This is a genomic window from Mesorhizobium sp. P2_E10 (assembly GCF_056404235.1).
On record NZ_JBFUEK010000002.1, the window covers coordinates 308,383 to 321,270 of the forward strand.

Here is a 12,888-nt window from a genome sequence, read left to right on the forward strand (position 1 = left end):
GCACGGCGTCAGGATCGCTCGTTCATGTTCATCGCGCCCGCCTCGCAAACGACTCCGGCTTCTTGACCGCTCCTTAGGCCGATTTACGCAATGGCTCACTGCCGGAAGACGTCTCGCTGTCCGCGGTGGAATCTTGCGCGTCCGTCTGGTCGCCGTCGATGCGGTCGTGCTCGAACTGTTGTGCCTCGGGCAGGGGCTGCAGCCAGTGCTCGCGGCGCCCGATCCACAGCTCATAGGCAGGTTCCAGTCCTTCGGACGGCGCCAGATCGAGACTGCCGACCATCACTTCGACCTCATCTTCACCGACGAAGCTGACGCGGCCGCCGCAAGTCGGGCAAAAACTCCTGCCGCCGTAGCTGTTGACGATACCGTTCGTTTCAAATGCTGCCAGCGGCCAGACCGCGAAAGCCGAGAAGGCTGATCCGCTGGTCTTGCGGCAGTCTTTGCAATGGCAAAGACCCGTCCGCAAGGGATCTCCGGTCACCACGAATTGCACGCCGCCACAAAGGCAGCTGCCACTTCTGCGGATGTCGTTGGACATAGCTGCTCCCTCCTGGCTTGGCTCACGCGGTCAAGATGTCGGTCGCCGCGCTACGCCAGCCTCGCGCAGAATCAATTCGCTCGAGGCGCAACGGTTCCACGCGAGATATCAAAAGGCGTCGATGACGCACCGGCGCCAATTTCAGGCCCGGCCGCCGAGCATGCAACAACAGGCTGCACGCCGACCGCGATCCGGTCAGTTGGGGAAATCCAAGACCGGCTCCTGGCATCGATAGACCCGGCATTGACCGTCGCGTGTCGGGACAGCGGCAGCGGTCGGCACCTCCGGCCAGTCGCATTCATTGCCGAACTGGCGGACATAGCGATCATAGGTGTTCGGCCCGGTGGTCAGCACCGCCGAGCGATGGCTCTGGATCAGGATCTGCGTCTGTTCGCAGGTCATCGAGCGCGTATCCGGACGGGCGTAGGCCGTGGTCGTTGCAGCAAGCAGGATCGCTCCGGCTGTCAACACGATTGATCGAAACAACATGGCAATCACCTGCAGCGCCCGAGACGCATGGCGAGCCGGCTAGATCCTCGTCGCCATATAGGCGTCGAGTTTCCGCCTCGACGGCCCGTAACGCTTGATGATCGTCTTGGCCTCGCTCGGCGGAATGCCATACTTTTTAGCGAAGGCAGCGACTTCGTATGGTTCTTCGCCGGATACCAGTCTTCGGTCCGCCTTGGTCTTCGATTTGTCGTCGGTCATGGGAAGCTCTCGCACTGATAGATTGCAGGTTTGTCGGTCAATTCGCTATGGACGCCGATCCGCAGTCGAAGTCCATAGCCGAAACCGCCACCCGCGCTGTTCAATCACGCTTAGAACCAGCGGCGCTCGGGCTCCGAACTCTTGGCGATGGCGATGCCGAGGAGAACACCCAGCATGCCGCCAAGCACCATCGCCGACGATATTGTGCCGGGATTCTGCTGGACCGTATCCGACACCGTCTGCGCCTGGCTGCGCAATTGCTGGGTTGTGCGCGAAGCTTTGTCGGCCGCGCTTTCATACCAGCCTTGCGCGGTCTCGGCAGCCTCTTCGGCTTGCTCGGACAGCATGCGATTGATCTTGGTGATCTCGCGCCGAAGCTCTGCGATCTGCTTCTTCATCGCATCCTGCATATCGTCGGACGCCTTCGCGGCGCCTGCTTGGGTGTCGGCCATTGGTTTCTCCTTGTGATGTAAGGTGGAAACGCTCGCAGCCCCCGCTCGGTTCCTAGAAGACAGCCAGGTATTTCAGCATCGAGATAATACCGATGATGATGACGACGATCTGGGCGATCTGTCTCGTGCGGCCATCGAGCGGCAGGCGCTGGACGAGATAGAGCACAAGAATGATCACCAGAAAGGTGATCAGGATGCTGATGAGAACTGATGAAGCCATGTCCCTCACTCCGTTGGCTGTTTTGAAAAAACATGAAGTACGCTGCAGCAAACGGTGCAGCGTCGGATTGGTTCCTCAAGCCGCTGGCGCAGCCACGGGATGGCTTCCGTTCGCTCCTCTCTCATAGCCCTCATGGAACAATTCGTCCGCATGTTGCTTGAGTCCATGGATCCGCGCCGATTTTGCGCGCTCCGGGAGAAATCGACATGAAAACGATAGCTGGACTGTACGACACCTATGGCGACGCCGAAGTCGCGGTTCGTGAGCTCGAGGGTGCCGGCATCCCGACAGATGAGATCAGCATCATAGCCCCGGACGGTTCGCAGCGCAGCGGCAGTCCGGCCGCCACAGGCGCCAGTATCGGAGCCGCGGTCGGTGGCATCGGCGGTTTTCTGGCCGGCATCGGCGCGATTACAGTTCCGGGTCTTGGGCCTGTTGTCGGCGCCGGGTGGCTGGTATCGACGCTGACCGGCGCTGCGGCAGGCGGTATGGCCGGCGGCGTGCTGGAGGCCTTTGCCGTTGCGGGCATCGATGAAGCCGATGCCTATGTCTACGCCGAGCATGTCAGGGGCGGTGGAACCATGGTCATGGCCCGGGTTGGGCAGGCGCAGGAGGATGCGGCAACCGCGATATTGACACGATCGGGCGCTGACGCGCGTCGCGGCGACTCTGAGACCGCGGGCTGGTCAAGCGACGCGGAAATTCCCTTGGCCGAAGAAACAGGGAAGAAATCCGCAAAGGCGTCGATCCCTTCTGAATCCGAATTTCCACGCTAGGATGCTGTCCGGCAAATTCCTTGTCTAACGGACGCAACTTCATCCCGCCCCGTGCATTATTTCTCTGATCGCTGGGTCCCTCCAGGCGGTCAAGGGCTGAAAGGCCTATCGCCCGCTGGCTCCCGGCCAGCGGGCGTTTTCTTGTGCCCTTTTCTGGCCCCGGGGCCGTGCCCGTGTCATCAGGTGGAACAGGAACGCGCTTCGCGAGTTTCTATGCTGATCAACAGGCGGAGGAACGCACCTGTTGCAACAGCGCCAACTGGCAGAGGAAAACACCATGGGTCTCGGCACTATTCTCATCATCATTCTGGTCATTGCCTTGCTGGGCGGCTTCAGCGGCTTTGGTGGCGGGCCATTCTACGGCACCGGCTATTATGGCGGTGGCGGTCTCGGCCTCGTCCTCCTCATTGTCATTATTCTGGTCGTACTCGGACGCATCTAGCGTCCCTCGCAGCGATTTCAGGCCCGCCGTGCCTAAGGGAGCGGCGGGTTTTTTGCATTCACCGGTTGAGGTGATTTCCACTCCGATATGTCAAATTTAATAGACCGCGGCCGGCTGGATAGGTTCCTTTCTGTTGTTGGGCTGCGGCGTTTGGGGTTGGGCCGCCGCAGCTTGGCAACCCGCTGCGCCGAAAGGCGCGGCGGGAACCCAAACCCCTCACGTGCATTTAACGGTGGTAGCAATCCGTTAGAAACGTACGGGCGGGGAACAAGTGAACATCATCCAACAAGCGGACGCTGGGATTCCAGTAGTACCTTCCGTCGATTTGCTGCAGGCGATGCCCGTCGCCGTCTACACCACGGACAGACAAGGTCACATCACCTTCTTCAACGAGGCCGCAGCCGACCTCTGGGGGCATCGGCCCGTCATTGGCGAGGACCAGTGGTGCGGTTCCTGGAAACTGCGTCATCTCGATGGACGGACAATGGCGCATGACGAATGTCCGATGGCGGTCGCCTTGCTCGAAGAGCGCGATGTCCGCTGGGGCCAAGCGATCGCCGAACGGCCGAATGGCGAACTCATTCCTTTCAAGGCTCATCCCGTCCTGCTGCGCGATGAAGCGGGCCGCGTGATTGGCGCTATCAACACCTTGCTCGATCTGCGCAGCCAGAGTCAGGCCGACGAAGCCCGCACTCGGTTGGCAGCGATCGTCGAATCGACGATGGACGCCATCATCTCGAAGGATCTGAACAGCACTATCACCAGCTGGAACGACGCGGCCGAACGCCTGTTCGGCTACACGCCTGCCGAGGCAATCGGCCGGCCGGTGACCATGCTCATTCCCGTCGATCATCTCGACGAGGAAGCCCTGATCATCAGCCGCATACGCGCCGGCGAGAGGGTGCCATCCTACGAAACAATCCGCCAGCGCAAGGACGGCAGGCTCATTCCGGTTTCGCTGACGGTCTCGCCGATCCGCGACGGCATCGGCCGGGTCATCGGCGCCTCCAAGATCGCGCGCGATATCAGTTCTCACAAGGAGAGCGAACGGCGCATCCGCCTGCTCATGCGCGAGGTTAATCATCGCGTGAAGAACCAGTATTCGGTCATCATCTCGATGATCCGCGAAACCAGCAAATCGATGAGCACGCCGGAGGCTTTCCTCGGACAGGTACGGGAGCGCATCATGGCGCTTTCGCAATCCCACGACCTTCTCGTCAACGCCGAATGGCGCGGCGCAACGGTCAGCGAGCTGGTCGAGGCGCAGATCAAGCCTTTCGCCGCGCAGGCCCGTCTGTCGCTGGCCGGACCGGTGATCATGCTGCAGCCGAACGCCGTGCAGTATCTCGGCATTGCTTTCCACGAACTCGCCACGAATTCGGCAAAACACGGAGCGCTGTCGCGTCATGGCGGACAGGTCGAGGTCGAGTGGGACATAAAGACTGTCGCCGATGGCGCCGACACCTTCCGGCTTGTCTGGCGGGAGCTCGGCGGGCCGCAGCTGGACGAGATCACGCGTCGCGGCTTCGGATCAATCGTCCTCAAACGCGTCGCGCCGCAAGCGCTCAGCGGCACCGGACAGCTGGAGTTTCAAAAGCAAGGCGTTGTCTGGACGTTGGAAGCGCCGTTGCGCTTCGTCCAGACGTCACTCGATACCGCGATCGATTGAAGGAACCTTCGCCTCCACTCTTGGTTGTAGATACCAAAGGGATTGCGATGGCTGAGGAAAGACAAAACAGTGTCCGCCAGACGAAGGAGAAGCGACTGGCTCTTATCCTGACAGAGGAAACCGGCATTACCCTTGATCAGGCACACGACCTCATCGCCATGATCGGTACAGATCGACCATCGTTGCTGCGTGAGGCGCGGATATTGAAGCAGGCAAAATAGCAGGCATCGAAGAAGGTTTATGCCTTTGCATTCAGCACGTCGCGCAGCTTCGCGGCCAGTTGCTCGATGGTGAACGGCTTGGCCAGGAAATGCACATCGTGGTCAAGAATGCCATTGTGGACCACGGCATTTTTGGTGAAGCCGGTGGTGAAGATCACCTTCAGTCCTGGTATGCGCCTGACGGCTTCTTCGGCCAGCTTGCGGCCATTCATCTCCGGCATGACAATGTCTGTGAAGAGGAGCGCGACGCCCGGGGTCTCGCCGAGTTTCTGCAATGCTTCTTCGCCGCCGCCGGCGTGGACAACGGTGTAACCGAGTTCGCGCAGCGCATCGGTTGTCGAGACCCGCACCCGCATATCGTCTTCGACCACCAGTATGGTTTCAGTCGCCGGCCTGGCGACTGCCTCTCCGGTTCCGGCGGAGGGTGCGGTCTCTTCATCGCCGAAGAAGCGGGGCAGGTAAATCCTGACTGTCGTGCCTTCGCCCGGCTCGGAGTAGATCTTGACGTGACCGCCTGACTGCTTGACGAAACCGAAGACCTGGCTGAGACCAAGACCGGTGCCCTTGTTGATCGGCTTGGTCGTGAAAAACGGCTCGAATGCCTTTGCGATGATGTCCGGCGTCATTCCGGTGCCGGTGTCGGTTACCGCGACCATCACATACTGGCCGGCTTTCACCTCGGCATGGGTGGCGGCATAGGAGTCGTCGAGATGGCTGTTGGCAGTTTCGATGGTCAGCTTGCCCTCTTCACCCATAGCATCGCGCGCATTGACCGCCAGGTTGAGGATAGCATTTTCGATCTGGCTCGGATCGGCATGTGTCTTCCATAACCCGCCAGCCAGGACCGTTTCGATCCGGATCGCTTCGCCCAATGCCCGGCGCAGCAAATCTGACATGCCGGTTACCAACCGGTTGGCGTCGACGATTTGCGGCGCCAATGGTTGCTGGCGCGAAAAGGCGAGCAACCGAGCCGTCAAATTGGCGGCTCGGGTCGCAGCGTCAGTCGCTGCCTCGACAAACTTGTCGATATCGTTTTCGCCGCGCGCGAGCTTGCGCTGGGCAAGGTTCATGGCGCTGATAATCACGGCCAGCATGTTGTTGAAGTCGTGGGCAATGCCGCCGGTAAGTTGGCCGACAGCTTCCATCTTCTGCATCTGGCGGATTTGGGATTCGGCCTTCTCGCGCGTCTGGATCTCTCTCGTCAGCGCGGTGTTCTTGCGGGTCAACTCGTCCTGGGCAACAGCCACCTCACGGAAGCGGCGGCGCGATTCCCGGACCGTGTAGACGCCGAGCACGAAAATCGCCAGCAGTGCTGCGAACGATCCGATGCGCAGCCAGCGTTCAATCTGGTCGGTATGGGCGTCCCTGGCGTGCAGGGTCGCGCTGACGATGCGTCTGATCGTATCCATGTTGGTTCGAATCTGATCCATCGCGGCCTTGCCTTGCCCGTTGCGGACAATCTCCAGCGCCTTCGCCGCCTGGTTTTTTTCGTATAGGCGGATCGTCTCTGCCAGTTCCGCCTGTTTTTGAGCCAGCGCGTCCTTTATGCCATCGATCTGCTGGACGGTTTCCTGGTTTCCGGCGGTCATCTCGTCGATGCGGGCGAGTTGTCCGGGAATTGCGGCCACAGCCTGTTGATAAGGCTCCAGGTACGATTTCTCCCCAGTCAGCAGGTAACCGCGCTGGCTCGTCTCGGCGTCCTGCGCCAGCGAGAGCAGACCGGCAAGCAACTGCTGATATTCGATCGCATTGCGCGCGGCGGCGCGATTGGCGCTCTGTGTTTCCACCAGCATGGCACGCGAGCCAACGATCAACGCCAGGATGGCGAAGCCGACGATGAGCGGAAGCGATTGCCAACGCATCGCGCGCCGCAGCCTCGTGATCATCTGCTATGCTGTACCATAGGAAATCCTCGCCGAATGCATGTGGTAAGGGCCGCCTCGGCCCAACGCAAGGGGCGGCCGCAGGATGCTGGACGACGATCTTCCACAACAGGCTTGATGCCAGGGAGCGTCAGGTGACGGTCACCGCCTATTGGATTTGATCCAGCGGGCGCCGATCGTACGCAATGGGTCTGTCTTCGATCGCATCGAGACTGCCGAATATTGTGACGCCATCCTCGGACAGCGGATTGAAGGTCGTCACGTCGATGGCGGTCAGCCCTTCGAGTTCCATGGCCGCTCCGTAGAATTGGGCAGCCTGCATCACCATGTACTCGATATCCTCGAGTGCGACGTTCTCGGCAAGGTTTTTCAGCCGTATGGCCTCAGCCACCACAGCGATATTCACTATTCCCTGGGAGCGCCATGCCGCCTGAACCTCCGAATTGACGTCGTCCCGCAGATGAGCCGAATAGCCATATCTCATGGAAAACCTTCCTTTCTGGAATGGTTTGTCCCTCGCCATCGACCATGCGCCGGCCGCGCTGGAATGGCAAGCAAAATAAACAATTTATCAAATAAAATCAAGTATTTAGTAGAGCATGTTGATTGTGCAAGTGACGCCTGTTCCTCACCATTGGCCTTGTGTGACGGTGACGTATCAGCAGCTCTTGACGTCCTGTCCAGAGATCACTAATTTTACTCGTAGTGAGGGACATACTAACTCACCGTACTTTTGGTCTTGGCGGCTGGAGGCGCAGATGGCTGAACTGGAACGACCGGAACGATTGCAGATCATGCTGACCGCCGATGAATTGGCGGCGCTGGAAAACTGGCGTTTTGACAAGCGCATGCCGAGCCGGTCGGCAGCCGTGAGGGAGCTGCTGCGGCGCGGGCTCGATGCCGACGGGTTCCTGACGGCAGGACCGGGGACCAAGTCGCAAGACTTTGGAATTCTGGCCAATGCTGCGAACGGCGAGGGGGCCGTCGACGGATCGTCCGGCACAGACTAGCCCGCCAATCGCCAAGGCGGGCGCAAGCGCATCCGTCGATGCCAGGGCGGTATCGGAGAGAAAAAATGGCGGACCCTAAGGCCCGCCATTTTCCGTCTGCAAGAAGCCGACGGTTAGTTGGCGCCGCCGATCTGCTTGGTCATCTTGCAGAAATTGTCGTGCTCCTTGGCAATCGCCTCGTCGCCGCATTCCTTCATTATCCCGGCACGGTCTTCTTCCTTCATCGCCATCCAGGCGGCCTTGAATTCGTCAGCCGACTTCATGGTCTTCATGCCGGCATCGGTGAAGAACGGCGACATTTTTGCCGGATCATCGAGCGCGGTAGTCCCGGTGGTGCCGGCAGCGAGAGCCGTACCAGTGGTCATCGCAAGCGCCATCGCGCCCATGCAAATCATCTTGAAGTTCATGATCAATTCCTCCTGTTGCTGTTGAGATCGTCCAAGCAGCGATCGAAAGCAGAACGGATCATTGGTGCAAAGGTTCCCCGAATTTCTCTATTGAGAGAATACTATTGCTGGGTATGGCATCAGGAGAATTATCTATTCCGTAACGGAACATCTTCCATCGCCGGGCAGATGGTCTCAGATCGTCACGCGCGGCATCTTTAGCCGGCCGTCTAGTCGCTATCTTCCAACGATCCGGTCGACGATGGTCTCGTCGACACCTTCATGGCCGGTGAGTTCGCATACCAGATCCCTGGCTGCTGAATCCAATGCGATTCAGCGTACGCCATTTCAGGGCTTTGGCGAGTCAATCCACTCCGGGCGGAACCGATCGCTACCTCAGGCTGTTGTGTCCCTGGAAGGCGGCCCATGCCCCTCACGATCCGAACCACGCTCTGCGAAATTCGCGACGACCTGCACGCCTTACGCAGGACGGTTGCGGCGCGCGGCCAGATCGAGGCGATCCAGGCCATCGACGCATTGATCGGGGTCGCCGAAGGCGAGGCGATACGCGCCATCCGGCGCATCGATCGTGGTGCCTGACGTCGACGAACAGCAACGGAAAGAACAATGGCGATGAACATCTCAGAGATGACGCGGCCCGAATGCATTTCCTTGTTGAAGTCGGCCCGGCTTGGCCGCCTGGCCTGCGTCAAAGATAACCGGCCTTACGTGGTTCCGATTCATTTCGCCTTCGGCGACAATTTCATTTTCAGCTTCTCGCTGCTCGGCAAGAAGGTCGAGTGGATGCGCCAGAATCCGCATGTCTGCCTGCAGGTCGATGATGTCGGCGGCGTCCATGGCTGGAAGAGCGTCGTCGTCGAGGGCCTGTTCCAGGACCTGCCCAAGGCGCCCGCTCTCGACAGCACGATTCCTGCCAGGGACCAGCAGGCTCCCACGTCAGACCATGATCGCCAATTTGCCTGGTCGCTGCTGCAGAAGCACGCCAATTGGTGGGAGCCCGGCGCGCTGAAGCCTGGCGAGGCGCAGGCCGGTACCGGCAGCCATCTGTTCTATCAGATCACGATCGAGACCATCTCGGGACGGCAGGCCTATCGCTAAACCACCTAGCCGAGATGGTGCAAAAAACCCGCATTCCGGGGGATTGGAAGCGGGCTCTTTAACGACCGAACGCTTGGGCGGTTCGATCCATCCATCAACACCTCAGCGAGGCGTTTGTTCCATGCGAGGCATAGTTTCTCGATAACTGCACGATCCTGCGGAATTCGGATCAACCGGCATAGAAAGGAAAGCCCACCGGCTTTGACACCGGTGGGCTGCGCTTCTGCCTTTAAAGGCTGTTGGAACGGCCGATCAGTTGGCCGGTGCTGGTGCAGCCGGGGCCGGCGCTGGTGCAGCCGGAGCTGGTGCAGCCGGTGCGGGAGCAGGTTCGGCCGGGGCTGGTGCGGCTGGGGCCGCCGGTGCTGATGCCGCAGGCGCGTCGATCTTGACATTGATGTCGCCTCCGCGGCCGCCATGGATGTCGATAACACCCGTAACAACCAGCAGTACGGCTATCGCAATGAGCGCCACAACAATCGCGATGGCTGTGGTGCCTCCGCCTCCACCACCGCCTGTATTAACAACAGTTGGGCCGTCAGCCATTTTCTTCTCCTTTTCAACCTGCCAAACGCAACACAGTCCAAAACCGTGCGCGTATCGGAGGATAAACGGACGATACGGGCATCCGTTCCTTCCAGAGACTATTACTGTGCAAATCGGGCATCGTTCGGTGACGCCCTCCAGTGTGACGGGGCGTCGGCCGATATCGAAGTTGTGGGTGATGATGTCACACGCGCCGACCAGGAAGACGGCGCCAGGGCTTCTACACAAGAAAGCCCGCGCCTCTGGCGGAGGGCGCGGGCCGATCGGGTGTACGAAACCCGATCCTTCGGCAATATCCGGGAGATATCGCTGCAAGCCTATGACTATTTGGCAACGGCTAGTGTTAGGCTGCGAAAGAATGACGATTTGCCGCTACGGCTATGTGAATCAGGCTAGGACCAAGCCGGCCAACAGCACCGTGAGAACAAGCGAAAGCGGTACGGCAAGAAGCCAACGAGCCTCCAAAATGCTGTTGTGCTGGTTGTCCATTGGGTTGTGCCTTCCGGTATTCTTCTATTCTTTGCGCGGAATCGAGAGGTTCCGGACCCGATGATTGCTTTCCCGTCTAGTACCAGCGTCCGCGACCGTAGAAGCCGCCACCGCCCAGCAGCAAGACAATGAGAACGATGACCAGAATTGTGGTGATATCCATATAAGCCTCCATGAGAGCGCCCGGCCGTTTCGCCGTTCGCCGCTCTTGCCCTGGACAGGGCATCACTCGTGCCTGTCACTTTATCTCAATCAACGATCCGCATGGCATTCTGGTTCCTTTGGAAGGACGAAGCATGGCCAGCGAGGCCCACACCGCTCGCACATTCTTGGCAGTCCTTGCCGACTTCGAGGTCGACGCCGAGGTATGGCCACCCGAACCGCTCGCTCCCCAGCCGAAGCTGTAAGGTTTTGGAAACCATGCTGGCGACATCGAGGGAACCAGGCGGCCTGCCGATCTTTTTAGCTGAATGAAGCAAGCTGGTGCGTTCGAAATGGAAGATCACAACCACACCGGTTCAGTCGGTGAATCTCCGGAACAACCGTCACTATCCAACGATCCTCCGGCTGAAGGCGATTTCAGCGGACCATTTGGATTTGGGCATCCTGCTCACAAGCCAGATCCATCCGCCACCTATACGTTTCGACCTGGAGCAGGACGCCCTCTGCCTGTCGATGCCAGGAAAAGATGGCGTTAGCCGCGGAGCGGCTTGGCAAGCGAGATACCGGTGCAAAAGCCCTATGAACCCGCCTATTTCGCCAGGAAGCATGGGATCACTCAGGCTCAGGCGCGACGGATCACCAAAAACTTTGGCCCTTCACGTGTCAGGTGCGATACAGCCGCCCAGAATCTGAATCTGGCCCTTAATGGCCCATCGCCCTTGCATGAGCGTACGCCGACATCTCTTGGCGCAATCCGATCCGACAACTTGGCTAAGGCGCCCCGCCATGAAATGGATCACGCTACGCCGCGCGCGGCACCCGTGAAGTGAACGTCGCCCTGGTCACCGACACGCTGGTGCCGTTCTTGTCGCTGATGACCTCGATCTTGGCCTCCAGTTGCTTGACCAGCGCCTCGACGATGGCGGTTCCCAGGCCCGCACTGGCGACGATGCTGGCGGGCTTGCCGGCGCCATTGTCCGAAACCGTCAGCTTCCAGTCGCTGCCATCGGTCTCGTAGGTCACCTGGATCAGCGCCTTCGCCTTCTCCATGGGGAAGGCATATTTGATCGCGTTGAGAACGAGTTCGGTGACGATCAGCCCCAGGCTCACCGCCTTTTGCGAGTCAATCCTGCCGCCATCCGCCGTGACGTTGACCGCGATCGGCTGGACATCGCCGACCATCGAAGAGGCCAGGCTGATGCACAGCTTGGACAGATAGGACACGACGTCGATCTCTTCGACACCAGCCTCGGTGTGGAGATGGCGCTGCACTTCGGCCACCGACAGCACCCGCTGGTGAGCCTCCTTCAGATGCTGGCGGGTTTCCTCCGAGGTGACCGAGCGGGCCTTCAGTAACAGGATGCTGGCGATGATCTGCAGGCTGTTGGCAACCCGGTGCTCCATCTCGCGCAGCAACACATCCTTTTGCCGCAGCAGATCCTCGGTACGGGCGAGAAGCTCTTCCTTTTCCTTCTCGATGGCGCGTCGCGCCGTAATGTCGTTGAAGGCGAGCAGAATGGTAATAGTCGAGCTGTGATCGTAGAGCACCTTGCGGGCGTTAAGCAGCATCGTGCGGCGGCCGATAGTGGGGAAATCATGCTCGACCTCGAAGCCGTCCATGGCTGTCTTCTCGGGGATGATCGTCTCCAGCAGCAGGCGCAGTGCCGGAATATCCCATTGGCCGTCGCCCAGTGCATAGAGCAGGGCGCCGTGGGTCTCCTCGGGGTCGACCTTAAAGGTCTGATAGAAGGAGCGGCTGGCTGCCAGCACATGAAACTTTTCGTCAAGGACAAGGAATGGCTCGACGATCGTATTGACGATCGCCTGCGCCAGCGTCTGCGCATCCTCGATATTCGCAATGGGGTGGAACAAGGCTCAAAGCCGATCTGGAGGCATTTTTGCCTCCGCTCAACCTCTTCTATTACACCATTGCCGGGCCGGAGTCGCGAATTGAATGCAGCTTAGTCATTGTCGGCTCAACATCACCGCCCGGCGCATTCCCGGCAAGCAACGGTGCGGCCGGGGCAACTGAGCCGGTGTGTCCCGCCAGGACAGCAATGTCCTTTCGAATCGACCCATCGCGCGCATATGAAAACCTTGCGGGCGCCATGGCAGCGCGGGCATTCCGTCGGGTGCATCGCTTCCTCCTCTCCGAAATCCGGTGCTCCCTCTTAACGTTCTGGCCCATCTGAATCATCCGAACGGCCGAAAATATTGGTAAGCCAGCTAGCGATAATGGCTGGCCGTGGCTAAAGCCAAGGGGCTGA

At 59.7% G+C, this 12,888-nt stretch carries 17 protein-coding genes; 8 read left to right on the plus strand and 9 right to left on the minus strand.

All coding sequences use genetic code 11. The features are described 5' to 3' along the window. Nucleotides 1–73 precede the first annotated feature (73 nt). The 5 genes from AC1D0N_RS06235 to AC1D0N_RS06255 all read right to left on the minus strand — a co-directional run bounded on the left by AC1D0N_RS06235 (nucleotide 74) and on the right by AC1D0N_RS06255 (nucleotide 1,921). Complete coding sequence (locus AC1D0N_RS06235; RefSeq protein ID WP_477242486.1) at nucleotides 74–541, minus strand: GFA family protein; 468 nt, start codon at nucleotides 539–541, stop codon at nucleotides 74–76. A 195-nt stretch (nucleotides 542–736) separates the two neighbouring features. Then, nucleotides 737–1,030 carry a hypothetical protein gene (locus AC1D0N_RS06240; RefSeq protein ID WP_477242488.1) on the minus strand — a complete coding sequence of 98 codons (294 nt, stop codon included), beginning with the start codon at nucleotides 1,028–1,030 and terminating at the stop codon, nucleotides 737–739. Between the two features lie 39 nt (nucleotides 1,031–1,069). Continuing rightward, nucleotides 1,070–1,249 (minus strand): DUF3606 domain-containing protein, encoded by a 180-nt coding sequence (locus tag AC1D0N_RS06245; protein WP_477242490.1) that lies wholly within the window; start codon nucleotides 1,247–1,249, stop codon nucleotides 1,070–1,072. Between the two features lie 110 nt (nucleotides 1,250–1,359). Beyond that, nucleotides 1,360–1,701, minus strand: a complete 342-nt coding sequence (locus tag AC1D0N_RS06250) for a hypothetical protein (RefSeq protein ID WP_477242492.1) — start codon at nucleotides 1,699–1,701, stop codon at nucleotides 1,360–1,362. Between the two features lie 52 nt (nucleotides 1,702–1,753). Further along, a complete protein-coding gene (locus AC1D0N_RS06255; protein ID WP_477242494.1) occupies nucleotides 1,754–1,921 on the minus strand; it encodes a Thivi_2564 family membrane protein in 168 nt (55 codons plus the stop codon). 206 nt (nucleotides 1,922–2,127) lie between these two features. On the opposite strand from AC1D0N_RS06255, the gene AC1D0N_RS06260 reads away from it, so the two are divergent. The 4 genes from AC1D0N_RS06260 (at nucleotide 2,128) to AC1D0N_RS06275 (ending at nucleotide 5,029) form a co-directional block, all read left to right on the plus strand. After that, on the plus strand, nucleotides 2,128–2,697 hold the full coding sequence (locus AC1D0N_RS06260) for a hypothetical protein (protein WP_477242496.1): 570 nt from the start codon (nucleotides 2,128–2,130) through the stop codon (nucleotides 2,695–2,697). A gap of 277 nt (nucleotides 2,698–2,974) precedes the next feature. Beyond that, nucleotides 2,975–3,139, plus strand: a complete 165-nt coding sequence (locus AC1D0N_RS06265) for a DUF3309 family protein (RefSeq protein ID WP_258602338.1) — start codon at nucleotides 2,975–2,977, stop codon at nucleotides 3,137–3,139. 271 nt (nucleotides 3,140–3,410) lie between these two features. After that, nucleotides 3,411–4,808: a PAS domain S-box protein gene (locus tag AC1D0N_RS06270; RefSeq protein ID WP_477242498.1), complete on the plus strand. Its 1,398-nt coding sequence runs from the start codon at nucleotides 3,411–3,413 to the stop codon at nucleotides 4,806–4,808. 47 nt (nucleotides 4,809–4,855) lie between these two features. Then, nucleotides 4,856–5,029 carry a hypothetical protein gene (locus AC1D0N_RS06275; protein ID WP_477242500.1) on the plus strand — a complete coding sequence of 58 codons (174 nt, stop codon included), beginning with the start codon at nucleotides 4,856–4,858 and terminating at the stop codon, nucleotides 5,027–5,029. Nucleotides 5,030–5,046: 17 nt separating this feature from the next. Here the strand turns inward: AC1D0N_RS06275 and AC1D0N_RS06280 are convergent, their stop codons facing one another. Continuing rightward, a complete protein-coding gene (locus AC1D0N_RS06280) occupies nucleotides 5,047–6,891 on the minus strand; it encodes a CHASE3 domain-containing protein (protein ID WP_477243105.1) in 1,845 nt (614 codons plus the stop codon). Nucleotides 6,892–7,060: 169 nt separating this feature from the next. Next, nucleotides 7,061–7,435, minus strand: a complete 375-nt coding sequence (locus AC1D0N_RS06285) for a hypothetical protein (RefSeq protein ID WP_477242502.1) — start codon at nucleotides 7,433–7,435, stop codon at nucleotides 7,061–7,063. 235 nt (nucleotides 7,436–7,670) lie between these two features. Here AC1D0N_RS06285 and AC1D0N_RS06290 point away from each other — a divergent pair, with 235 nt between their 5' ends. Next, nucleotides 7,671–7,922, plus strand: a complete 252-nt coding sequence (locus AC1D0N_RS06290; RefSeq protein ID WP_477242504.1) for a hypothetical protein — start codon at nucleotides 7,671–7,673, stop codon at nucleotides 7,920–7,922. A gap of 113 nt (nucleotides 7,923–8,035) precedes the next feature. Here the strand turns inward: AC1D0N_RS06290 and AC1D0N_RS06295 are convergent, their stop codons facing one another. Then, a complete protein-coding gene (locus tag AC1D0N_RS06295) occupies nucleotides 8,036–8,329 on the minus strand; it encodes a hypothetical protein (protein WP_477242506.1) in 294 nt (97 codons plus the stop codon). A 405-nt stretch (nucleotides 8,330–8,734) separates the two neighbouring features. On the opposite strand from AC1D0N_RS06295, the gene AC1D0N_RS06300 reads away from it, so the two are divergent. The 3 genes from AC1D0N_RS06300 to AC1D0N_RS06310 all read left to right on the plus strand — a co-directional run bounded on the left by AC1D0N_RS06300 (nucleotide 8,735) and on the right by AC1D0N_RS06310 (nucleotide 10,366). Beyond that, complete coding sequence (locus tag AC1D0N_RS06300; RefSeq protein ID WP_477242508.1) at nucleotides 8,735–8,908, plus strand: hypothetical protein; 174 nt, start codon at nucleotides 8,735–8,737, stop codon at nucleotides 8,906–8,908. A 27-nt stretch (nucleotides 8,909–8,935) separates the two neighbouring features. After that, nucleotides 8,936–9,427, plus strand: coding sequence for a pyridoxamine 5'-phosphate oxidase family protein (locus AC1D0N_RS06305; protein ID WP_477242510.1), 492 nt, complete (start codon nucleotides 8,936–8,938; stop codon nucleotides 9,425–9,427). Between the two features lie 414 nt (nucleotides 9,428–9,841). Then, nucleotides 9,842–10,366: a hypothetical protein gene (locus AC1D0N_RS06310; RefSeq protein WP_477242512.1), complete on the plus strand. Its 525-nt coding sequence runs from the start codon at nucleotides 9,842–9,844 to the stop codon at nucleotides 10,364–10,366. A gap of 1,056 nt (nucleotides 10,367–11,422) precedes the next feature. Here AC1D0N_RS06310 and AC1D0N_RS06315 read toward each other — a convergent pair. Continuing rightward, a complete protein-coding gene (locus AC1D0N_RS06315) occupies nucleotides 11,423–12,493 on the minus strand; it encodes a sensor histidine kinase (protein WP_477242514.1) in 1,071 nt (356 codons plus the stop codon). Nucleotides 12,494–12,888 lie beyond the last annotated feature (395 nt).